The sequence below is a fragment of the Lacipirellula limnantheis genome (assembly GCF_007746075.1).
Classification (GTDB): domain Bacteria; phylum Planctomycetota; class Planctomycetia; order Pirellulales; family Lacipirellulaceae; genus Lacipirellula; species Lacipirellula limnantheis.
Map to the genome: position 1 here is coordinate 3,296,480 of NZ_CP036339.1, position 24,003 is coordinate 3,320,482.

The window sequence follows — 24,003 nt, forward strand, 5'->3', positions numbered from 1 at the left end:
CGTGAGCTCAACGAAGAAGAAGGAACTCCCCGTCATTCTGCGGGAACACGCGGAAAGTCAATTCGCCGACGAGTTGGCGGCGCTCGCCGAGACCGACGATCGCCAGCGGCCGCCCAACTGGAAGCTCTCGCCTTGGGCGGTGACGACGTACCTGATGGGGGGCACGCTCAGCAACGGCGCCGTCATCATTCCCAAGTACGTCGGTAGCCGGCGACTGATGGAGATCGCCGTCGCCACGCTCGCTACCGATCGGGCGCTGCTGCTGCTCGGCGTTCCCGGAACGGCGAAGACCTGGGTGAGCGAGCATCTCGCCGCCGCTGTCTCCGGCGATTCGACGCTGCTCGTCCAAGGGACCGCCGGCACGGCCGAGGAAGCGATTCGCTATGGATGGAATTACGCGATGCTCTTGGCGAAGGGGCCGTCGCTCGACGCACTGGTGCCGTCGCCCGTCATGCGGGCGATGACCGAAGGCCGGATCGCCCGCGTTGAAGAGCTCACCAGAATCCCGTCCGATGTTCAAGACACGCTGATTACGATCCTCTCGGAAAAGACGCTGCCGATTCCGGAGTTGAATACCGAAGCCCAGGCGACCAAAGGGTTCAACGTCATTGCCACCGCGAACAACCGCGACAAGGGGGTCAACGAGCTTTCGAGCGCCCTCAAGCGACGGTTCAATACGGTGGTCCTGCCGCCGCCGGCAACAGTCGAAGAGGAGGTGACGATCGTGCAGCAGCGCGTCGCCTCGCTGGGCCGCGCGCTCGAACTGCCGGGGGATGCGCCGGCCATCGAAGAGATCCGCCGGATCGTCACGATCTTCCGCGAACTGCGCGACGGCAAAACCGAAGACGGAAAGATGAAGTTGAAATCGCCGTCGGGAACGCTCTCGACTGCCGAGGCGATCAGCGTCGTCAACAGCGGAGTAGCGCTAGCCGCCCATTTCGGCGATGGCCGACTGAAGCCCGTCGACGTGGCGTCGAGCCTGACGGGGGCAATCATCAAAGACCCGGTGCAAGACGCGATCGTGTGGAAGGAGTATCTCGAGACGGTCGCCAAGGAACGGGACGACTGGAAGGCGCTGTATCGCGCGTGTCGAGAAACGCTGTAGCGGTTCCGGCGAGCCGTTCGTCACGTCATGCGTTAATCAACCCGACGGCCATGAGCAGCGAGCGAGTCCACATCTTCGGCATCCGTCATCACGGGCCTGGTTCGGCGCGGAGCCTGGAGCGCGCGCTGGAGGCGCTGCAGCCTGATTGCCTGCTCATCGAAGGTCCGCCCGATGCGGAAGAGGTTCTCGCCCTTGCAGTGCATGCGGAGATGGAGCCGCCGGTTGCACTGCTTGTGTATGTGCCGGACGAACCGCGACGCGCGGCCTTCTACCCTTTCGCAGGATTTTCGCCGGAATGGCGGGCGATTCGGTACGGGCTGCAACAGGGCGTGCCGACGCGATTCATGGACTTGCCGCAGTGGCATCAGCTCGCCGGTGAAGCGGAGAACGAGGGCGAGCCGTCCGAAGAAACTAGCGGCAAGTCTGGCGATGAAGAGACCGCGGTAGTAGGGGGCGACGCGGCGGACAACAGCCCGAGCGCCGCTGAACCGATCTTTCGTCGCGACCCGTTGGGACTGCTGGCCGAGGCAGCCGGTTTCTCTGACGGCGAGCGGTGGTGGGACTACCTGATCGAAAGCCGTCGCGGGAATTGTACCGAGGTGTTCACCGCCGTCCGCGAGGCCATGACCGCGCTTCGCGACGATGCGCCCGCGATGGACGATCTGCGCGAGCTCCGCCGCGAAGCGTACATGCGCAAGACGCTGCGGGCCGCCCTGAAGGAGGGATTCGAGCGTATTGCCGTCGTCTGCGGCGCCTGGCACGCCCCGGCCCTTGATCCTGCCAGGCTGCCGCCCGCGGCGCACGACAGTAGCGTGCTGGCGGGGCTCAAGAAGGTAAAGACCGCGGCGGCTTGGTCGCCGTGGACTTACGACCGACTGGCCAGCGGCTCGGGCTACGGAGCCGGCGTCGTCTCGCCCGCGTGGTACGAACTGCTCTGGTCCGACGAGCAAGACGTCGCCGTTCACTGGCTAACCCGCGTGGCGCAGGTGATGCGCAGCAGCGATCTCGACGCCTCACCGGCGCACGTGATCGAAGCCGTGCGACTGGCGGAATCATTGGCCGCGATGCGCGAGCGGCCGCTGCCGGGACTGGAGGAACTCGATGAAGCGGCGCTCTCTGTGCTCTGCAACGGCCAGCAAGGACCGATGGCGCTCGTGCGGCGTCGGCTGATCATCGGCGACCGACTCGGCGCGATTCCCGCAGAGGCGCCGATGGCGCCGCTGCAGCGCGACCTGCTCGCCCTGCAAAAGCGGCTTCGTCTTCCGGCCACGTCTGAAATTAAGAAGTACGACCTCGACCTGCGGAAGCCGAACGATCTGGCGCGCAGTTGCTTGCTTCATCGGCTGAACCTCCTCGACGTTCCCTGGGGCGACTCCGATCGGGGCGGACGCGGGGGGAAGGGAACCTTCCACGAGTACTGGCAAGTGCAGTGGGCGCCTGAGCTGGCCGTGAAGCTGATCGAAGCCTCGCGCTACGGCAACACGATCGAAGCAGCGGCTACGGCTCGCGTGAAGCAAGCGTGCGACGACGCGGCGACGTTGGCCGAGCTTACCGAACTGCTCGCCCACGCGCTGCTGGCCGAGCTTCCGCTGGCCGTCAAATCGCTGGTCGCTGCCATCCAACGGCGGGCCTCGGTCGCTAGCGACGTTCCGCAGCTCATGGCCGCGCTGCCGGCGCTCGCTCGAACGATGCGTTACGGGAACGTTCGCCAAACGGATGCGACGCTGGTCGGCGACGTTATTCGCGGCGTCGTCGAACGGATTTGCATCGGCCTTCCGAGTGCGTGCCATTCGCTCAACGACGATGCGGCCGGCGACTTGTTCACGCTGACAATTGAAGTCGGCGCGGCACTCGATATCCTCAGCGACGAAGGAATGCTCGCCGCCTGGTACGACTCGCAGCGGTCGATCACCGAGCAAAGCGGCGTCCATCCGCTGCTGCGCGGCCGCGCCGTCAGGACGCTGCACGATGCGGGGCGCCTTGAAGCCGATCAGCTTCATCGCGTGCTTGCCCTCGAACTCTCGCCGGCGGTGGCGCGAACGGCGGCCGCCGCTTGGATCGAAGGGTTTCTGCGAAGCTCGGGACTCGTCTTGATTCACGACCTGACGCTGTGGAACGCGGTCAACGCGTGGGTGGCGTCGCTCTCCGGCGAAGCGTTTACCGAAGTGCTGCCGCTGTTGCGGCGGACGTTCGCAACCTTCGAAACGGCCGAGCGCCGGCAGATGGGCGAGCGGGTGAAGCGCGGCGGACCTTCCACCGCCGCGGGCGGCGCCGTCGAACCAGCCGCGAGCGGGTTCAACTATGAGCGCGCTGCACAGGTGCTGCCGCTGCTGGCCAAGTTGCTCGGACGCGAGGCGCCACCATGAGTGATCAGGCAGAACTGATGCGACGTTGGCGGTTGCTATTAGGCGGCGAGCAAGCCGACGGCATCGGCGTCTCGCTCGGCGGCGAGGACGCCGCCATCGACGGCGCGCTTGCGGCGCTGTACGACTCCGACCGCAAAGCGGGGCTGGGATCATCGGCCCCCAACGTCCCGCGATGGCTCGGCGATATTCGCAAGTATTTCCCCAAGTCAGTCGTCCAGGTGATGCAGCGGGACGCGCTGAGTCGGCTGAACCTGACGCAGCTGCTCACGGAACCGGAACTCCTCGAAGCGGTCGAACCCGACGTCCACTTGGTGGCGACGCTGCTGTCGCTGCGCGGCGTGCTGCCCGCCAAGACTAAGGAGACCGCCCGCAGCGTCGTCGCTAACGTCGTAGATGAACTCATGCGCCGCTTGCAGGAGCCGGCGAAGCAGGCGATCGCCGGCGCCCTCAACCGCGCGTCGCGCAACCGTCGTCCGCGGCATCAGGAGATCGACTGGCCGCGCACCATTCGTGCGAACCTCCAACACTACCAGCCTGAGTATCAATCGATCATCCCGCACACCCGCATCGGTTGGGGACGGAAGCGTTCGTCGTTGCGGCAAGTCATTCTGTGCGTCGATCAATCGGGCTCGATGGCGGCGTCGGTGGTTTATTCCAGTATCTTCGCCGCGGTGATGGCGTCGCTGCCGGCGATTCAAACGCGGCTGGTGGTTTTCGATACGGCCGTCGTCGATCTCACCGACGAGTTGCACGATCCGGTGGAGGTGCTCTTCTCGACCCAACTCGGCGGGGGAACGGACATCAATCGAGCTGTGGGCTATTGCCAGGGACTGGTCGAGCGCCCGCAGGAAACGATCTTCGTGCTGATCAGCGATCTCTACGAGGGGGGCGTCGCGGAGGAATTGCTCCGTCGCGCGGGGGCGATGATCAACTCCGGCGTCCAGTTCATCACGCTGCTCGCACTGAGCGACGAGGGAGCGCCCAGCTTTGATCGGGAGCTGGCGGCGAACCTCTCCGCCCTCGGCGCCCCGTCGTTTGCTTGTTCGCCGGATCAATTTCCGGAGTTGATGGCCGCGGCGATCAACCGACGCGACATCGCTCAATGGGCGGCGGAGCGCGACATTCGCACCTCGCGGCCAAACAGCCGCGGCCAACGGTAGGCGGCTGTTGCGTCGTGTCGCGTCGCCTCCAGGGAGGGGCAAGCGTCGGAACGCCAAGCATTGTGTTGACGAAAAACATCTGCTTATTGCGAGTCGGCCGTGTGCGGCGCTTGTGTGTTGTTGGCATTCTTGAGCAATGCGTCTGCTGTTGAGTTTGGACAGACGATTTGCGATTGACGTAGATCTGCCGCCCGCGCCGGAACGCTACTCATGCGACACGGACCAAGAAAAGCCGTCGGCGGAAGACCGCGATTCGCCACTTACAGAATCACAGCCATCCTAGCAGCCCAGCTACGACGGTCGTGTGCGGGTTGTTGGGGATGGCGGTGGCGCTGTGAGCTATAGCCGCCTGAGTACGCAGCATTCATAATTCGGCCGACGCCGAAATCCTGCGACATCTAAGACGAGTCGCCGCGACCAGGCCGCAAATCCCCGCAAGGACCACGCTAGACGGTTCGGGGACGAGTGTGACTTGAAGCCCGTCCACGCTGGCCCAGAAGCCCGTAAACGAGACGGCGTAGATCGGTACAGTGCTTTGCCAACCGAACCACTCTGACTCGCCACGCAGGTTTGCGAAGTCATAGCGAAAAGCAACCTCGTCGATGAGACTGTTGGCGACGTCGAAAAAGCTGATTCTGATCGGTCCGGCCTGCGATGTGGTGACGGCATGGAGCCAGTAACCGCCGAATTTCGATGCCGGTTCATCGAAGTCGATTCGGCCGCTGGGGGAGTGGTAGGTGATTACGTCTGAACCGGCAAGAGTCGGTTGCAAGCAAACGCCCTTCGCTCCATCGAATGGAATGGCGGTCAATTCACTGGACCCGTCTAGGCTATGAAAGCCGGGACCGTCCCAAATAAACAGATGCGGCGCCGGTGGTTACGATTCACTTGTGGAGTACTCGCCTGTAAGCGTTCCCAGTCCTTCCAGAATATCTACAGGACCTGAGTCGCGCGGCGTCGATCCCGTAATCCATCCACTGCGGAACGATTCGAAGCTTTCGCTATACTCTCCTGTGAATGGTGCAATTGGAAAGAATCGGAGGATTTGCAAATGCTGCTGACACATGCAGTGCCAGTACGCTTGTCGCTAAAACTGCGCAAAACAACTCTTTCATGAGACGACCCCAAATTTACTGCCCCGCCTAGTAAGGTAGGTTGCGGAGGCGCCTTCCGTCGAAGACTCCGTTGAAGCCTCGCATAGTACGGTCAGCCAACGTCTAGCCGTCTCGCTAGAGAGAAACGCCAATCCCAGAACGCCGAGTCTTGCGGAAGTCGGTTCTGGAACCGGCGTAAATTGCCCACGTACGAGTGTCTCACATTTGCGCACTAAGAATACGCCGTTTCAAGCCTCGGTCGTGAACGCCTCCGCGCGCCAGCGGTCCGTGGTTCGTCCAGTCGGTCGATGCAACCGCCAGCACGAACGGCCCGGTATAGGGCGCAGAGGTGAAGTCACCGAGGGTGGCTGTCCTTCAGTCAAGCCGACGCCGAACGATGAATCTGGCCTGCCGGCCGCCTCAGTCGAATGCCGTCGCCGCGGCGGTTTCGGCAGGGGATGTTGCCGCGGCCTGCCGCTGGCGGCGGATGTGTAGCAGGACGGGCCAGCTCGTTTGACCGCCCTCGGCTTCGGTGCGCAGGTGGAACAGCCGCGACTGCTCGGGAACCAACGGCTCGGCCGTGATGAAGAATTCCCGCTCGCTTTCCCCGGCAAGCAGTGTCAGACCGTTGAGGCCGATGTTATCGATGAACACCCCATGTGGCAGGTTCCGCCCCGAGTGATCGCCGCCGAGAGTTATTTCGCCGTCGTTGCCATCGCGCACGAGCTCCACGATGGCGGAGATCGTCTCGCCGGGGGCGATTTCCAGCTCGATCGGCGCGGGCGGTTCCCCGGGCCTTGAAGCGTCAACCGTCTCGACCGTCTCGGACGGCTGATTCTTGTGATGCACGCGGATCAGAATCTTGGGCGCCGGCGCCAGCTTCGGTTGGCCCAGATCCACCGCATTCTTCGTCACCGTTATGCCGCCGATTTCGGCGGACGCGGTCAGCTTGATCGGCGACTGGTCTTCCGGAGGGGCGACTGAATCTGGCGCGGCGTTGATAGTTCCATAGGCGATGTTCTGGCCCGCCTCGATCACCAGCGGCGATGACACGTGGAATCCGGGCGGCAAACCGCTCACATGGATCTGAATCGGGCCTTCAAAATCATCGAGCCGCTCCACCGAGATGGAAAACTCCTTGCCGCTGCCGGCGCCGACGGTCAGGTCGCCGGCGCTCGCCTTGATTTGAAAATCGGGCCGCGGCGGCCGCACGATCAGCTCGTACCTGTAATCGTCGCCCCCGAGCGACCGCACGTCGCGCACGCGCACGAGGTAGTCGCCGTCCGCCGGCGCCGTGAACGCCACGCGCGAGTCAGCTCCAAGCTGCCGCCGGCCGTCGTCATCATTTTCGTAATAGATCGTGTACTGCGGCAGGCCGTTGGGGATGAGCTGTTCGTCGGGAGCATGCGGCTCGACGATGTAGCACGGCTCGTTCAGGGCGTGAGTAATGGCCGTGGTGCCGAAGTACGCAATCCGGCTGCCTTCGATGCCCGGATACACCAGAAATCCCGAGTCGGGCCCGCGGGGATACATCCACAGCTTGGAGACCTCGCCGTTCGCGTAGAGGTACTCATTCAGCTCCATGTCCTGCCACTTGTGCAGGCGAAAGTCCGCGAGCTCCATCGAATCGTGCCCGCGGAAGGTGAAGTAGCTCGGCCGCAGAGCCTGCAGAACGACGCGGGGGATGGAGCGGCCTGTCGCATCTAGCACTTCGATGTGGGAGTCGAGCGGCGATTTGTCGCGCGCGGCGTTCACTTCGATCACGAACTGCTGTCCAGTCTTCGCGGAGAATTGGTACAGGTCGACGTCCGGCGCACGGCTCTCCCCCGCGGCGGCGATCACGCCGCGCACGCTGGCGTGGGCGGCAATCGCATTTGCGGCGTCCGGGGCGTTGTTGGGTTCTTGCTCCGCCGATTCTTCGCGCGGCGCCGGGTCGTTCGGGTCTTGGTTGTCATCGCTCACCAGGTGAGCATCCGCGGCGTCGGCGTCGCCGGGCAAGTTGGCCGCGTAGCGCTGCTGCGAGCCGTCCATCCGCGCGACCAGGAAATGCTCTCCGTTGGCCTCGAATGCGATTCCCGTCACGACGTCAGGCTGCAATTCGTAGCGGTGCACCGGAGCGAACCTCGCCACGTCCCACAGGACCAATTCGCCGCTCTCGGAGGCGCTGGCAAGCTTCGCGCCGTCCGGCGAAAACGCCAGCTCGACGACCGTGCTGTCGTGCGCGGTACTGGCGTGGACCATGGGGTTGATTCGCGGCGCCTCGCGCGAAACGAGCCGCCAGGCGCGCACCTGGCGATCGGCGCCGCCGGCGACGATCCACGCGTCGTCGGGGCTGAAGGCCACCGCGCACTGTCCGCCTTCGGGCTGCCCCAGCGTATCGAGCCGCTCGCCCGTGGCAACCTGCCAGATTTTCACAGTCCCGTCGGCGCTGGCGCTCGCCAGGAGCGTGCCATCGGCGTTGAACGCCAGCCGCATCACCGCGCCGTTGTGGCCGGAGAGCGTGCGTGCGAGCTGGCCCGTGGAGGCGTCCCACAGGTGGATCATGCGGTCATGGCTGCACGTGGCGAGCAGGTCGCCCTTGGGGCTGAGCTTCGCGTCGTAAATGGCGTCGCGGTGCCCCTTCACCTCAAGCACGGTTTTGCCATCAGCAGCGTCGAGCACTATCGCCACGCCATACAGGCCGGGGATGCCCGACGCGACGACGACGCGCGACCCGTCGCCCCAGAACTGCACGCCGTTGACCTTGCCCGGCGTTTCAGCGCCCTTAGCCACGACGTCGCCGGTCGCGGCGTCGCGGATTTCGACGCGGCGGTACTTGCCCAGCGCGAGCCGGGTGCCGTCACGTGCAAGCGCGAAACTTGTGATTTCGTCTTGCGCATTTGTCGCAGGCTCGATCGACGGGGTGGTAAGCTCTGGAAACTCCGGCGCCGTTCCTTCCGGGCCAGTCGCGCCCGCATCGATCCAGCGCCGCAGCACGTCGATCTCGGCCTCGGTGGGCCGCTCGTTGTCCTTCGGCGGCATGACCGGTTCGATCTCGCCGGTGACCATGCGAATGAGCCGGCTCGCGTCGGCCCGGCCGGGCACGATCGCCGCGCCATTGACCCCTCCCGCGATGAGGCCGGCGAAGGATTCCAGCGTCAACTCGCCTTCGGGCGCGTCAGCCGTGTGACAGCCGACGCAATACGTGCCGAAGATTGGCGCTACGTCGCGCAGATAGTCCGGCGCCTCAGTCTCGGCGCCTTGCGCCTTGGCGAGAAGAGCCAGCATAACGGCCGCACCAAGCAGCCGCGAACATAGTTGTAACAATCGCCTCATGATGGAATCGCCGCAAACATCGAGCGGCGCAAGTGGACTAGTGATTGAACATGAATTCCCGACTGGTAAGTACGGCCCAGAACATATCCTCGAGCACGATGCGCCGCTGGTCCGCCGGCGCTTCGTTGAGCACCGGCAGCAATTGGGCCAACTCGGCGTCGGAGGGATAGCGCGAGAGCGCCGACAGGTACAACTCCTCGACGATCCGGTAGTTCGGCGTCCCGCTGGACACGAGGGACGCCAATTTGCCGTCTTCCGCGGCGAGCTTCTTCAGAATCGTTTCGCCATTGGACAGGTGCAACGCTTGGACAAGGCTGGGCTCGTTCGATCGCTCGCACTGACAGGTGACCGTCCGCTGATGCCGGCCGAACGTGCGCAGAAACCGTGAAACGACCGCCGAGTCGTACAGCTCAATCGCCCGCGTTCCCTCTGGGTAGAAGTCGGTCTTCACGAAGTCAGCGCCCGAAAACTCGATCTCGGTGAACAGCGACGGCTCGTCGGCGACCTGTGAAATCGCGTCGAGCGCCACCTCGGCCATGAGCCGCTGCGGAAAGTAATGCGAGAAGTTGCGCGCGTCGCCGGCGCCTTCGCTCGCCGGCGTGCTGCTGCGGGCGTAGGCCGCCGACTGGAGAATCAGCCGCATGAGGGCCTTGAGGTCGTAGTCGTGTTCAACGAGGTAGTCGGCGAGCGCTGCCAGCAGCTCCTCGTTACTCGCGGGATTTGAGAGCCGCAAGTCGTCGATCGGCTCAACCAGTCCGACATTAAAGAAGTTCGCCCACACGCGGTTGGCAATCGCGCGAGCGAAGTATGGGTTGTCCGCCGCGGTGAGCCAGTCGGCCAGGTATTCGCGTCTCGCATCGCCAGAGTCGGATTCCAGCGGTTCGCCATCGAGAGGCGCCGGCGGCTGCGGAACTCCGGTGGAGGGCTGGATGAGATCGCCGCGGCTGGCCACGAACACCGTTCGCAGCCCATCGCCGTTGCGGGCGTCGCCGCCCCAACCTTTAGCCCGCACGCGGGCCAGCAAGTTCGACATGCCGTAATACTGGTCGTTGGTCCACTTCTCCAGCGGATGATTGTGGCACTTAGCGCAGCCGATCGACAGGCCCAAGAACGCCTGGCTGATATTCTCGGTCATCGTTTCGGGGTCCTGGTGCAGCGCGTAAAAGTTGGTCGCTCCGTTCTCGACGCTGCCGCCGCGGGCCAGGACGATCTGCCGGGCAAACTCGTCCCACGGCGTGTTTTCGCTCACCCGTTCGCGAATCCACCGGTAAAACGCCTTCACTGCATCGGGACGGAGCCGGTTGCCGTTGACCAGCAGCAAGTCAGACCACTGATAGGCCCAGTAATCGACAAACTCCTCGCGGTCGAGCAGCGAATCGACGAGCTTCGCCCGTTTGTCCGGCGACGCGTCCGCGAGGAACGCGCGCGTTTCGTCGGCCGTGGGCAGCTTGCCGATGGTGTCCAGAGAGACTCGCCGCAGAAACGTCGCGTCATCAACTGCCCCGGCCGGCGGCAGATTGAGCAATTGGAGTTGCTTGAGCACGAGCTCGTCGATAACGTTGTTTCGCGGGGCGTCGGAGAAGGTTTCGCGCGGCGCCTTCGCGTCGTAGGGCGAGATGACGCTAACGTTGACGATCTTGCTCGCGTACCACACGGTCAACGCGCCTGCGCCGTGGCCGATCACCTTCAGTCGGCCGTCGTCATCGACCGTGGCCACGCCTTCGTTCGTGGACGCGAACTTGGCCCACGGCGTCACGTCGCGCACCGCGCCGTTGTCGTACTTCGCCCGCACCACGATGCGCTGCTCATCGCCAGGCCGGAGCATGGCCTCGGCGGGGAACGCTTCGAGCGACTCGATCATCGCGTCCTGATCACCAGGCGCTGTAGCGCCCTCGGCAATCCATTGCGAGAGAATCTCATAGGCCGGCGACTGCTCGTCGAACTTCAGCCCGCCCTTATGAGGCACGGCCATCGTGGGCTTGAGCAGCAAGAGGCTGCGGCCCGGGTCGGCCAGCTCGACGCGACGGCCGCGGGCGTCGCGGGTGATCGAGTGAAAATCGGCCAGCGCGTCGTAGCCGCGCAGCGAGAGCTTGAACCCACCCTTGCCAGCCAGCGCTCCGTGGCATGCGCCCGAGTTGCAACCCAGTTTTGCCAGCACCGGCTGCACGTCGTTGCGAAAGTTGTACGGCGCCGCGTCTTGTATGCCGCGTACGGAGACCGTCGCGGTCACGGCCAGTCCGTCGATCGTGGCCGTGATTGTCGCGTCGCCGTTGCCGACGGGGATGATGAGACCTGCGTCATCCACCCTGGCCACTGCGGGATCGCTCGTGCCGAATTGCGCATCGGCCGTGCGGTCGCCGGTCATCCGGTCGACGGCCATGCTCTCCACGAGCAGTTGCTGACGAGCGTGCGCGCCGTCGAGCGTCGACGCTGGGGGGAGCACTGCGTAGCGATTCTCGTCAGCAGCCGATGCGGGGGCCGCGTTCATCGCGCCCATGCATACGACTACGGCGCTGAGGAGTAGTAAGAGTCGACGTCGAATCATGCCGCCTGCACTCGCAATCAGGTCAAAACAGTTCGTGAATCTCATGCCGGCCGAAATCGACCAGCGGGAACGGCCGCCCCGATGGCCCCGGCAACTCGGTTTCCAGGTCCAGCCCGAGGCTGTGGAAGATCGTCGCCACGAGGTCGCCCGGCTCGACCGGCCGATCCGCCGGCGCCGCGCCAATCGGATCGCTGCTGCCGACGACGCGCCCGCCCTGCACGCCGCCGCCGGCGAAGTAACACGTGAAGCACTGCGGCCAGTGGTCGCGCCCGCCCGCGGGGTTCACGCGCGGCGTGCGGCCGAACTCGGCCAGGTTGCACACGAGCGTCCCTTCCAACATGCCGCGCTGGTCGAGGTCTTCGATCAGCGCGCTGTACGCCTGGTCGTACATCGGCGCCACGATGTTCTTCATGCCTTCGATCGACGTGAATGGCTTTGTGCCGTGGATGTCCCACGTGATCTCGTCGAACACGGTCAGAAACGTGTTGATTGTGACGAACCGCACGCCCGCTCCGACAAGCCGTCGGGCCAGCAGGCAGCACTGGCCGAATCGGTTCATGCCGTACCGCTCGCGCACCGCGGTCGGCTCCTGCGTCAAATCGAACGCCTCGCGGGCCTCGCGGCTGGTCATTAGCCGAAACGCGGCCTGGAAGTTCTCGTCCATAAGCTGCGCGTCTTCGCTTGCTTCGAACGATTTTATATTGGCTTCGACAATCTCCCGCAGCTTGCGGCGCCGGCCGAGCCGCATGTCGTCGATCTCCGCCGGCGGCAGCAGGTCAGGCACTTGGAAGTTCGGCTGCGAGGGATCCGCCATCAGCGAGAACGGATCGTGCGCCTTGCCCAGAAACCCGCCGGCCTGTCCGTTGGGTAGGTTCCCGCCGCCGCGGCCCATCGTCTGCGGCAGCACCACGAACGGCGGTAGGTCGGTCTTTCGCCCGCGAAGGTAGCTGACTACCGAGCCGGCATGCGGCGTATTCACGCCGCCGGCGAACACACGGCCGGTTTGCACGCATTGCCACCCCGCGTCATGGACAGCCGCACCGCCGTGATGGCACGAGCGCACGAGCGAAAATTTGTCGGCAATCTTGGCGTGCCTGGGAAAGATTTCCGACACCTGGATGCCTGGCGCCACGGTCGAGATCGGTTTGAACGGCCCGCGAATCTCCGCTGGGGCGTCCGGCTTCATATCGAACGTGTCGAGCTGGCTGGGGGCCCCCAGGTTAAAGATCATGATCGCAGAGCGATCGTTGGCCGGGACCTCGTTGGCGGCGGCCCGGGCCGCGAAGTAGTCGGCGAGCGAGAACCCAATGGCACCAAGCGAGCCGACCTTCAGAAAATCACGCCGCGTCGCGCCATTGCACGTGACCGCCGAGCCCCGGCCAAGCAAATCCAACATGCCACCAGCCCCCCACGCTCGCTCGGATAAGGATGGCCGGCGCGCCCCGCCGACCTATCCCCGAGTATACCTGATTCGCGGGGCGGAGTGGGCACATCCCGCAGTGTCGAGAACTAGCCTAGCCCTGTCGGGTGTGGCGGGGATTCCTTGAACTCCATCCGCGCAGGACTGTGCAACCACAGGAACTTGAATCTTGCATCGGGACGCGCGGAATGCGAGGTTAGATGTCTAAGACGCCATCAAACGTTAGTTTCGTGGCCTCTTGGTCCCTCTTATACGCGTTCTAATTTGAAGTAGCGCGCCTCCTCTTGCGCCCGCCCAGTTTATCCATCATGCTATCGCAATCCCCTTTTTGAGAGGTTGCGATGGAGGTGAAGGGCCATTTGCCTCAGGCGGAACTCAAGCGTCTGGAACGCGTCGAGAAGGACGCCGACCGCGCCAAACGTCTGCGGATTGTGATTCTGGCGCAGGAGGGATGGACGGCTCCAGCCGTGGCGATGGCCGTGGGCCTGAGTCGCCGCATCTGCCAGCGATGGGTGCGTCGCTACAACGAACAAGGCCTGGCGGGCCTCAACGATCGACGCGGCCGCGAAGAGCGTTTGCCGCTGACGCCCCAACAACAGGACGAAGTTCGTCAGCGTCTCGACGCTGGCCCCACGGCGGAAGACGACGTCTGCTCGCTGCGCGGCAAGGACGTGCAGCGGATTCTGGCGCAGGAGTTCCATCTGCTCCGCTCTTTGGCCGGCGTGTATCACTTGCTACACCGGTTAGGCTACTCGTACCTCCGCCCTCGGCCGCGGCATCGCAAGGCGGACCCCGAAAAGCAAACGGAGTTCCTCCGTCAGTGGCCAGAACGCGTGCAAGCGATTGCCGCGGCGTATCCGACCAAACGTCTGCGGATCTACTTCCAGGACGAATCGCGGTTCGGCCAACAAGGAACGACCACGAACGTCTGGGCCAGGACCGGGTCGCGGCCGACGGCCATTCGTCAGACCGAGTATGAATATCTCTGGGTGCTGGGAGCGGTCTGCCCCGAGACGGGGCATGCCGAAGGGCTGCTCAGCCCGCAGCTCAATGCGAAGATCGTCAATGAGTTCCTCGCCCAGTTCGCTCGGACGATTCCCTCAGGCGAACATGCCGTGATGCTGTGGGACGGGGCCGGCTTTCACATCAGCCGCCAACTCCGCGTTCCCGACAACGTCACCGTCGTCACGCTGCCGGCCTACAGTCCCGAACTCAATCCGATCGAGAATTTATGGCACTATCTCAAGAGCCACTGCTGGAGCAACCGAGCCTACGACAATTACGACGCCCTCGAACAAGCCGCCGTCGACGCCTGGACGAAAGTGGCTCTCGACGCCGAACTCATGAAAACCGTCTGTGCCGCCACTCACCTCGATCGCGCTACTTCAAATTAGAACGCGTATTAGCCCGCGACTTCTTGGAGCCATATGGAGCGCCCCAGAAGGCGCCTCAAAGCCAATTCTTGCTGCTTGCTTGCGCGCTGAGACCGACACACCGATTGACTTATGCCCTAGCGGAATCTGCAATCAGTTGGACGATCCTCAGCCGATTCGAGGGGTGCGCAACTGCCGGCGGCAAAATCGACCTGCGTTTCGACACTTTGCTCCAAGAGTTGGCGGTGGTGAACACCGACGCGCGCAAGCCTCCGGGCGCTCGGCCTCTTAGTCGGGGCGATCTACGCAATGACGCTTGAAAGCACAGGACACGCCCTAATGTGAGACTCACGTGAGGCTGCGAACAGCCGCGTTGGCGGTTCCTCCGCTCAATCACAGTTCCGGGGCGATAACGCCGAACCTTGTCACTTTATCGTGCGGCGTCCGCAGTAGGTGCCCGTTGGCGGCCTCGATGGCTAGCCAGTAGCGCACTTACTATGTAGAGGAATCCTGGAGCGGCGAATAGGAGGAAGTACGGCCCGAGCCAAAATTGCCCGCTGCCGGCAAATATGTACAGGTGAAACAAGGCAAGGCTTACAACCGTGATCAAGCCTCCGAAAAGCTCGCGCCACCACGCTAAGGCGAATCCTAAGATTACACCGCCTGGGAAGAATAGCAGGGCGAGGGCCTCGCTTGCGGTCGGTCGGAAGTGCTCTTGGCCCCCGAACATGAATGCCACAAGGAGCAGTGTGCTGCCTACGCCCCATGCTCGGGCGACCCAACTGAGAATCGTTTCCGGTTTTATATTTCGGTCCTGACGAAGAATTTCAATCGCAATCCCTAGCTCGTCCTCATGGTATTCGTGCCGAACTAGGACTTCTTGCCACCGAACGTGCGAGTACACTCTCCGTGCGTGCGCATCATACTTTAGCACGCTTAAACAAGAGGTCTCGGAAATACGAAAATTGCGCGGACAACACCATTACATGCTTAACGAGTTCGCAGTCTCAAAATGGCGAGCAGGCCAGGGTCTGTCGGCTATTGTACAGGCACAGCGCGCACCATCGCGCATGCGTTGTCGCAATCGCACACCGTGATTTTCTAGCGCCGGAGGTGCATCACCCGAACTTCATTAACGTTCACGTTGGTGACTAATGACGAACCGTCCGAGCGCACTCCGTCGCAGCCAATGCCACGCCCTCATTTGTCACGTGGACAGAGTCAGTCCGGGGGCTTGAGAGCCTGAGCGCAGTTGCCGTCAAGGCGATACCGCAATTGCAGAAGTGTCAGCTATCTCGGGCAGTTGCGCAGTTAGCGAATCTGCTGAAGCCGGGCCAGCCGCCGCGAGTTGACCGGAGTTCCATTTGAACAAACTGTCGAGCACTGCTGTGACTTAGGATTGAAGCGAAGATAATATATCCTAAGTATCCGCAAATGGTTCGCATAGACTGTCCATTCCAGAACCGTCAATTTGCAGTGTTTTGGGCCGCTGCTAAGATGAATCCCCCGGAATGCCATGCTTGCCAACGCTATTTTCGAGGTCGGCTAATGCAACGATCAGCAAAGTTCATCCGAACGTCTGCCAAGCATTATTTCATCGTCGTCGGCATCCTGTTTCTGACGGGACGAGTAGCTTACGCTGGAGTCTTTCCGAACTCCGACAATATCTACGGAGTTTCGGCGCCCGATCCGTTTTATGTCCAAGACGGCGATCGCTATATGTGGCTGTACGGCACGGAGTCGAGTGGAATCGTGGTGAATGGGGGCCTTATCGAGAAACCAACCGGCCTCGCTCGATCACCAATCCGACTACTCAACCAGGCGACAGCGGTCGTTAATGACGGTGTCCTACGCGACGTTGTCCAACGAAGTGCTTCTCATGTTTTTCATCTCGAAGATCACAGTCACCTGACAGTCAACGGGGGCGTCTTCCTCGATACCAGCACATCCGGAGAGCTTCTCTACGCAAGCAACAATTCGCACGCCACGATCAACGGCGGCTCTTTCACCGCCACACGCAGTGCCGTTCTCAGGACATGGTTCAATGGTTCAATCACAGTCAACGGTGGGAATTTCACAGCGGACGATGATGGCGCGCTTGAACATCGCGGTGGCGGCAACGTTCGAATCAATGGTGGCGTCTTCCGAAGCTCGCGGTATGCCTTATTGGTCGCGCAAGTTGGAGGAATCTTGGAGATCCATGGTGGAGAGTTCGACTCACCGCTCGGGTTGCAGCAAAGGACGGGAGTCATTGAATGGTATGCTAGACAGGCATGGGTGGATGGGCGTCAACTAGAGCCCGGCGATATCCTTGATGGTGACGGCTCACTAAGATTGACGTTCCCAGATGGAAACACCCAAACGATTCCGTTCCTGCGCACCGGGGGTGTTATGCGGTTCATTGCCGTACCAGAGCCCTCTGCGGCCATGCTATCGTCGCTTTTGATCTTTGGGATCGCTTCCCGACGACGTTCGTGCTAGACGCTCTTTGCGTTGGGCGCCGAGCCTACGATGACGTAGGCGAGTGCACATTCGCGCGTGGCGCCACATCGTCGTCCCGGGGCGTCTCCATCCCTTGCTCGCCCACACGGCCCTTCGGGACATTATGGGCATGAACCTCCGCGCGCAAGCGAACAAGGCCTCAGCCGACGGTCGGGGAGACCAGTACGGGAGCGACCACGACGATCGCCCAAGCCAAGCTCTCCTTAGTTGTTGGACTGCGATGCAGCATACTGGGGTTCGCATCGACCACGGTGGTCCTTGACGGTTCCTTTTCGCTGGCAGGCCTCGGCATATTTGACCGCCGCGTCGCTGGCACATATCGTCGTCTACAAGGGGCGTTAGCGAAGGTTGGCAGTGATCGGGCGCCGCGGAAACGGTGCACTGTGCCGTGGCAGCGCATAGCAAGCGATCCATAAGAAATGGAATGACCAATGAAGGCAGTTCATAGATGGGCCTTGGCGGCGCTCGGATCGATGTTCTTGTGGTCGGTTGAGAACTGCTTGGCTGGCGTGGTTAGCGGCGTACGAACCGTCGCCTTATCGGGCATGCCTGCGCCAGGAACCAATGAGACGTTCGGTGACGTTGGCTATTCCGGTGTTTCGCTGAACAACCGTGGCGAGACGGCGTTCATTGCTTCGCCCTCGTTCAACAATTTTGAGTTCCTCTTCGAGCCGCGGCCTACACGCGCCATCAATGACGAAAGCGTCTGGACGGAAGCTGGCGGCAGCGGCCTTCGACGAATTGCGCATGAAGGACCGGGCCTGCCTGGCGATGCGACCTACGCGAATGTTGCCCGTCCCCTAATCAGCGACCAAGGCGAAACCATCTACCATGGCTCGTTCTCGGGCCAGCCTGCGGCGACTCAGCGCAGCGCGGTAAATATCTTGCGGAATCGCCTGGGGCACACCGACGTTGTCGTTGCTGCACATGGATCGATCGCTCCGTCCACTAGCGTCACTTACTTTGAGATTCACCGTCCCTCGATGAATGCGAATGGCGACGTCGCGTTCTTCGGCGGCGTGAATGCGTCCAACTTCCAAGGGATTTGGGCCGAAGTGGGCGGCGAAGCGCTCGACCTGGTTGCGCGGCGAGGCGATAGCGCCCCCGGGACCACCGGGACATTCAGGGACCTGTCGGAGATCCTCACTTTTGACTCAAGTCTCGCAATTGGCTCCGCCGGACACGTCGCCTTCCGAGGTGCGTTTTTCAGCGACCGCACGAAAGGAGCAATTTGGCTCGCTAACCCCACAGGCGCGCTTCAAATAATCGTGGGCGAAGGCGACGTCGCACCGGGCGCCAATGCGACCTTTCACACTGTCGGGCCGCCGCGCGTCAACGGCCGGGGTGAGCTTGCATTTAGTACTGGTCTCAGTCCAACGCCAAATCCACGAGGTTCCAATGACTCCGGTAGGGCCCTCTGGCGGTACTCGACCGAAACAGGCTTGGTTCTTGTTGCTATTCAGGGTCAACAGGCGCCTGGGGTCGACGCTGTGTTCGCATCGAACCATATTAACTTTCCTACATTTCGTGACCCTGCTCTCGGCGAGGGAGGCCACGCGGCGTTCGCCGCAAGCTTGCTACAGGGCAATGTTATGACCGAGAGCATTTGGCTCGCGGATCCCTCCAGCGAACTGAAAATGGTGGCTCGACAAGGCGACCCCGCGCCTGGGACCGACGATATTTTCATTGATTTCGGAACCTCCACGGTCAACGCTCGCGGACAGCTTGCGTTTAGCGCAAGAACTGTGGAATTCAGCCCGCTGCACCACGGCATCTGGGCGCAGGACCGAAATGGGGTTCTTCGACCAATCGTCAAGGCCGGAGATTCCCTGAACGTTAATGACAACCCCGCCACGCCGGACCTGCGGGAAGTTCAGTATCTGAGCTTCTCAGAGGGGGGCAGCTTTGGATCGGACAGGATCACGGGGTTCAATGATCTTGGCCAAGTTGCGTTTTTCGCCCGATTCACCGACGGGACCAGCGGCGTGTTTGTATCGAATGCTGTGGCAGTACCGGAGCCCTCGAGTATCGTGGCATTAGGCCCGTTGGCATTGATGTACAGATCGAGAATGCGCTGGGCGGGCCATTAAGTACACGCTAACTACAGGGCGTCGGTGAAATCGACCTAAGGTTCGACACTTTGCTCCAAGAGTGAGCGGTCGTGAACACCTCAGCGCGCAAAGCATAGGCGTATTGGCCGACCGATTGAGGGACCTGCGCGAACCCCTGACAACGTCAACCGAATCGACCGCCATTCTAATACGCGATTGCCGAATGACTTCGTTGACGTTGCATCTGCCGATTCGTAGCTTATCGCCGATTATTACAATGCCAGTGCCTACTTCTTTGGCGATCAGCGGTTTCGAAGTAGCCGCGGCTCTTCGTTCTTGAGGTTATTAATGAGATTCATTTGGGCAGCCGCACTGTTGTCAGCATTGAGCACCTTCGCTTGTGGTGCGGAACCGGCGGCTCCGCCGGAAGGCTTTGAAAACATCTTCAACGGCATCGACCTGTCGGAATGGGATGGAAATCCCGCTTACTGGAGCGTCCGGGACGGCTGCCTCACTGGCGTCACGGATGGGTCGCTCAAGCACAACCGCTTCATTGTCTGGCGGGGCGATGAACTCAAAAACTTCGAGCTGCGGGTCAAGGTCAAAGTCACCGCGGGAGGCAATAGCGGCTTGAACTATCGGAGCGCGTCCCGCCCCGATCTTGGGGAGGAAGTCGTCACGGGCTATCAATGTGACGTCGTCCCGGACCACGCTGACTACGACGGGATGCTCTACGAGGAGCGAGGGAGGCGAATACTCGCCCACACTGGCGAGAAGGTGATTGTCGACGAGCAGGGACAACCTTGGGTCGTCGACGCGCTGCCAAAGAAGACATTCAAGCCCAATGAATGGCACGAATATCGGATCCTCGTGCGAGCTAATCACCATCAACACTGGATCGACGACCACCCGACGGTCGATGTGATCGACCTAGATACGAAGCATCGATCGCTCGCCGGGATTCTCGGGGTTCAAGTCCACGTGGGGCCTGCAATGGTCATTCAGTACCGAGACTTCATTCTAAAGCGACTGCCAGACGATCTGGAACTCATTCGTTCCGACGACGCCGAGATTCCCGCTTCGGCGGTCAAAGTGGTCCCGCAGGGATAAGCCACGCAGTGAAATACTTGGCGGACCTCCGTGAAAACGCCTCATCGGGGTTCGCTCAAACTGCGGCACTCTCATAGCGAAAGGCTTCAAGCAATTTTCACCGCCGTCCCCGATTCGGACGCCTCGTAGATCGCTGAGATAATCTTCACGTCGCGCAGCCCCTCTTCGCCAGGCGTTTTCGGGGCCTCGTCGTTCAGGACGCACTGCGCGAAATGGTCCATCTCGAGCGCGAAATGATTGCCCTGCTTGATGGCTAGCCCATCGCCTTGGCGGTCTTCTCCCTGCCACAGGCGATTGCCTTGGTAAGACAGAAACGGCTCGGACTGAATCTGGCCGCGCGTCCCGTATACGCGGAACCGATTGCAGCCGAAGCCATAGGACGAAAGACACGACCCGACGGCGCCTGATTCGAATCGCAGATCGAATTCCACGGTCTCTTCGACTTCTTTGAAGCGAGGATCGTTCGGCGTCGCGTAGCTGATGGCCGTGACTTCGACAGGCTCCTCTCCTGTCAAGTAACGCGCCGCTTGAAGGGCGTAGATGCCGATGTCCATCAGCGATCCGCCCCCTGCGAGCTTTCGATTGAGACGCCACTGCAAAGGATCGCCGATGCTGAACCCTCCCTCGGCCGTGACTTGCTTAAGGACGCCCACCGCCTCGGGCGATCGCGCGAGTTCGATCGCTTTTTGGGTGACCGGTTCGTATTGCAGGCGATAGGCGATCATCAATTTCCGCTGGGCGTCGCGGCAAGCGTCGATCATCGCTTGGCACTCAGACGGCGTGTTGGCCATCGGCTTTTCGCACAGCACATGCTTGCCTGCCTGAGCTGCGCGAATCGCGTACTCGGCATGCATGCCGTTCGGCAGGACGATGTAGACCACGTCGACGGCGGGATTCTCCTTGATCGAGTCGAAGTGGTCGTAGTCGTAGATATTCTTAAGATCGATGCCGTATTTGGCTGCCTGTTCCTTCGCTTTTGGGGGGTGGCCGCTGACCAAGGCGACAGGGCGGGCTAATTTGCATTCAGCGAATGCGGGGAGAAGCTGTCCCATCGACAGATTCCCGATCCCCACCAAGGCGAAACCGACGGTCCTCTCCTCCGGCGACGCGGAGTTAACGCGAAGCGCCGTACTCCCCAAGGCGACTGCAGTCGTCGTGAGAAAGGTGCGTCGCGAAACAGTTCCAAAATCAACTGACATCGAAACGCCTCCAACTTAGATCCAGGCTGCTCACAACTTACGCTTACTTCTTGCCCGCGTATGCCACTCGCCAGATCGTCCCCGACGCATCATCGGTCACCATCAGTGCTCCATCCTTGGCAACGGCGACGCCGACCGGACGTCCCCACACGTTCCCATCTTCGGTGACGAAGCCGGTCAGAAAATCCTCGAACTCGCCCGTCGCCTTGCCATCCTTCAGGGGAATGCGAATCACTTTATAGCCGACGCGGCGGGCTCGGTTCCACGAACCATGCTCAGAGGCGAAACCGTCGTGATGGTACTCAGCCGGAAACTCGTCGCCGTCGTAAAACGTCAGGCCGAGCGAAGCCATGTGCGACTGGAGCAGCACGTCGGGAACGATCGCCTTGTCCTTCAATTCCGGATGCTTACCTGCGTGTCGCGGGTCTGGATGAGGGCCGATGTAAAACCACGGCCAGCCATAGAAGCCCCCTTCCTCCACATGAGTGATGTAATCCGGCACTAGGTTGTCGCCCAGTCCGTCCCGCTCGTTGACCGACGTCCAAAGTTCTCCCGTTTCCGGGTGCGTGGCTAGGCCCACGGGATTGCGAATGCCGGTAGCGAAAACGCGTTCATTCTTACCGGCGGGGTCGAACGCTAGAATTGCAGCTCGACGCTCTTCACTCTTATCGTCGTCAGCGTTCGATCGCGATCCGACCGAGACGAAAAGCGTTTTGCCGTCTGGCGAGAACTCCAAATCCCGCGTCCAGTGTCCGCCGCCGCCGACGCTTTCGTTGCCGGAGGGAATATTGTCCACGATAACCTCTGGTTCCCCCGAGGCTCTCGCGTCGCCGCTCTTGTACGGGAAGCGGACTACTGAATCGGTGTTGCCGACGTAAACGTATTGAGGTTCCGGACCAAGCGGATAGAACGCGATTCCGAACGGACGATTCAACTCGGAGGCAAAGATTTCGCTAACCTCCGGCTTGCCGTCGCCGTCGGCGTCGCGAAGAACGCGGATTCGGTTGGCGCTGCTCTCCGCCACAAACAGGTCGCCATTCGGAGCAGTGGCGATAACCCGAGGCCCGTCGAGTTTAGTGGCGAACTCGCTCACTTCGAACCCCTCCGGCGCCTTGGGCCAAGCACCTTCGGGACGGCTGACAATGCGTGGATGTTTATCGGCCGAAGGCGTATCGTAGGGCTTGGCAAGATCATCTACGGTGACTTTGCGACGGACGCCCGGTGCGTCGGTCGTCCAGTCCCCCAAGGCGTTTTGTCCAGTCAGGGTGGCGCGATTGGACGGCGCATCGTCTCCCAGGGCGGTCGCGGAGATCGACAAAGCGACGAGCAGAAATGCAGCGAATCGAAATAGATGGCCCATGAGAATATCCTGTTGACTTGGCCGCCTCTGAGCAGCATCTGGACAGCGGACGAGTTAGTATGACGAGCACAGCGGACGGTCAGTTTACACACAACTGGCGCCCTCGCTCAACGAACTAATCGGCTTGAGAGTGACGAACTAAGCGACGCACCGGCAGACGGGAGTTTGCGATGGGGAGTAACAACCGCGAAAAGTCCGCTCTCGTCGTGAGCAAGCGAGGTTTCACTCTAGTGGAACTGTTGGTCTCGATCGCCATCATTGGCACGCTTGTCTCAATTCTGTTGCCCGCCGTCCAGCAGGCCCGCGAAGCGAGCCGGCGCCTCGTTTGCAGCAACAATCTGCGCCAACTCGGCGTCGCTCTGCACAACTATCACAGCGCCAATCAGCGGTTTCCGCCTGGACGCGGCGATCCGACGCCTGGCGTGTTTTCGACGCACGCCTTCTTGCTGCCATACCTCGAACAAGGTTCGGTACGCCAGGGCATCGATTTTACGAAGGCTCCCACGACGTTTAGCGTGGCGGGAGGCGTCGTGCACGACGGCGCTGCCAACTTCTTGGCGGCGACGACCCGGCTTGCCGTTTTGCAATGTCCGACCGACGCATTTGCCGCCGGTGTGCCGGGTTCGGAGTTCGGCCCAACGAACTACGTAGCCAATGCAGGGAGCGGGCTCAGCCTATGGGGATCGCTCACCGACGCCGACGGTGTTTTCTTCAAGGGGTCTCGGATCGGTCTTCGCGACGTCGTGGACGGTTCGACGTACACCGTTGCGATGAGCGAGCGTCTCAACGGTCCAGGAACCGATGAATCAGGCGGCTTGGAAGCTGATGTGCAGCGCTTGATGCTGGAGATTCCCGGCGGGAATGACACGACGCCGGAAGCGTGCGCTGCATCGAGCAGCGGCAATACCTATCGCGATCGTGGGGCCAAATGGATTCTCGGCAACTACGGCAACACGCTCTACAACCACTATTACGCGCCGAATGTTGCTACTTGGGACTGCATGAACCTTCAGCAGCAAAAGGCGCTGATGGCTGCACGCAGCCTGCATCCAGACGTTGTCGCCACCCTGCTGTGCGACGGCGGCGTCAGGCTGACGTCCAACGCGATTGAACAAACAATCTGGCAGGCGGTTGCCACGCGTCAGTCCGGCGAGGTTGTGCAGGACTGGTGATCGGCGGCAACTTCGACAATCATACGAGCGATGCGCCAGCAACGGACTGGAAAGCTTACAATTTCTATCCCCCGGCTGACGAACTGTCGTGGAGTCCAAAAGCCAGCGATAGGATCACACTCAAAGTTTGGCGGTCAGCGTCGTGCACGCATCGGTGAAATCGACTGACCGCAATTGCTGAAGGCGAGAACGTCACGTCATTTCGTCAGACTGATGGCACAAGCCCATCGA

General features: G+C 61.8%; 16 protein-coding genes. 8 read left to right on the plus strand and 8 right to left on the minus strand.

The genetic code is table 11. The annotated features are described in order from the left end of the window. The first annotated feature begins 1 nt into the window (after position 1). From I41_RS12780 to I41_RS12790, 3 genes are read left to right on the plus strand one after another with little or no spacing between them, the layout of a single operon-like run. Positions 2-1,105, plus strand: coding sequence for an ATP-binding protein (locus I41_RS12780; RefSeq protein ID WP_246133862.1), 1,104 nt, complete (start codon positions 2-4; stop codon positions 1,103-1,105). 50 nt (positions 1,106-1,155) lie between these two features. Then, positions 1,156-3,471 carry a DUF5682 family protein gene (locus I41_RS12785; protein ID WP_145433061.1) on the plus strand — a complete coding sequence of 772 codons (2,316 nt, stop codon included), beginning with the start codon at positions 1,156-1,158 and terminating at the stop codon, positions 3,469-3,471. Next, on the plus strand, positions 3,468-4,631 hold the full coding sequence (locus I41_RS12790; RefSeq protein WP_145433062.1) for a VWA domain-containing protein: 1,164 nt from the start codon (positions 3,468-3,470) through the stop codon (positions 4,629-4,631). The genes I41_RS12785 and I41_RS12790 overlap by 4 nt, the downstream gene beginning before the upstream one ends. A 364-nt stretch (positions 4,632-4,995) precedes the next feature. On the opposite strand, the gene I41_RS12795 is transcribed toward I41_RS12790, so the two are convergent. The 5 genes from I41_RS12795 to I41_RS12810 form a co-directional block, all read right to left on the minus strand. After that, a complete protein-coding gene (locus tag I41_RS12795; RefSeq protein WP_168206876.1) occupies positions 4,996-5,403 on the minus strand; it encodes a PEP-CTERM sorting domain-containing protein in 408 nt (135 codons plus the stop codon). Positions 5,404-5,742: 339 nt separating this feature from the next. Beyond that, positions 5,743-5,958 (minus strand): hypothetical protein, encoded by a 216-nt coding sequence (locus I41_RS28610; protein ID WP_391524835.1) that lies wholly within the window; start codon positions 5,956-5,958, stop codon positions 5,743-5,745. A gap of 187 nt (positions 5,959-6,145) precedes the next feature. Then, a complete protein-coding gene (locus tag I41_RS12800) occupies positions 6,146-8,992 on the minus strand; it encodes a WD40 domain-containing protein (RefSeq protein WP_168206877.1) in 2,847 nt (948 codons plus the stop codon). Between the two features lie 85 nt (positions 8,993-9,077). Beyond that, complete coding sequence (locus tag I41_RS12805) at positions 9,078-11,585, minus strand: DUF1549 and DUF1553 domain-containing protein (protein WP_246133863.1); 2,508 nt, start codon at positions 11,583-11,585, stop codon at positions 9,078-9,080. Between the two features lie 22 nt (positions 11,586-11,607). Next, positions 11,608-12,981, minus strand: coding sequence for a DUF1501 domain-containing protein (locus I41_RS12810; RefSeq protein ID WP_145433066.1), 1,374 nt, complete (start codon positions 12,979-12,981; stop codon positions 11,608-11,610). Between the two features lie 365 nt (positions 12,982-13,346). Between I41_RS12810 and I41_RS12815 the strand changes: the two genes are divergently transcribed. Further along, entirely contained in the window at positions 13,347-14,399 is a 1,053-nt protein-coding gene (locus I41_RS12815; RefSeq protein WP_145431984.1) for an IS630 family transposase, read from the plus strand. A 409-nt stretch (positions 14,400-14,808) separates the two neighbouring features. Here the strand turns inward: I41_RS12815 and I41_RS28775 are convergent, their stop codons facing one another. Further along, positions 14,809-15,312: a DUF7670 domain-containing protein gene (locus tag I41_RS28775; protein ID WP_449273585.1), complete on the minus strand. Its 504-nt coding sequence runs from the start codon at positions 15,310-15,312 to the stop codon at positions 14,809-14,811. Between the two features lie 614 nt (positions 15,313-15,926). Between I41_RS28775 and I41_RS12820 the strand changes: the two genes are divergently transcribed. From I41_RS12820 to I41_RS12830, 3 genes are all read left to right on the plus strand, one after another. After that, positions 15,927-16,859, plus strand: coding sequence for a hypothetical protein (locus I41_RS12820; protein WP_145433067.1), 933 nt, complete (start codon positions 15,927-15,929; stop codon positions 16,857-16,859). Between the two features lie 566 nt (positions 16,860-17,425). After that, a complete protein-coding gene (locus tag I41_RS12825) occupies positions 17,426-18,970 on the plus strand; it encodes a DUF7453 family protein (RefSeq protein ID WP_391524844.1) in 1,545 nt (514 codons plus the stop codon). Positions 18,971-19,279: 309 nt separating this feature from the next. Beyond that, on the plus strand, positions 19,280-20,041 hold the full coding sequence (locus I41_RS12830; protein WP_145433069.1) for a 3-keto-disaccharide hydrolase: 762 nt from the start codon (positions 19,280-19,282) through the stop codon (positions 20,039-20,041). An 86-nt stretch (positions 20,042-20,127) separates the two neighbouring features. Here the strand turns inward: I41_RS12830 and I41_RS12835 are convergent, their stop codons facing one another. Then, positions 20,128-21,240, minus strand: coding sequence for a Gfo/Idh/MocA family protein (locus tag I41_RS12835; RefSeq protein ID WP_145433070.1), 1,113 nt, complete (start codon positions 21,238-21,240; stop codon positions 20,128-20,130). A 43-nt stretch (positions 21,241-21,283) separates the two neighbouring features. Continuing rightward, positions 21,284-22,600 carry a PQQ-dependent sugar dehydrogenase gene (locus I41_RS12840; RefSeq protein ID WP_145433071.1) on the minus strand — a complete coding sequence of 439 codons (1,317 nt, stop codon included), beginning with the start codon at positions 22,598-22,600 and terminating at the stop codon, positions 21,284-21,286. Positions 22,601-22,770: 170 nt separating this feature from the next. Here I41_RS12840 and I41_RS12845 point away from each other — a divergent pair, with 170 nt between their 5' ends. Next, complete coding sequence (locus tag I41_RS12845; protein WP_145433072.1) at positions 22,771-23,772, plus strand: DUF1559 domain-containing protein; 1,002 nt, start codon at positions 22,771-22,773, stop codon at positions 23,770-23,772. Positions 23,773-24,003 lie beyond the last annotated feature (231 nt).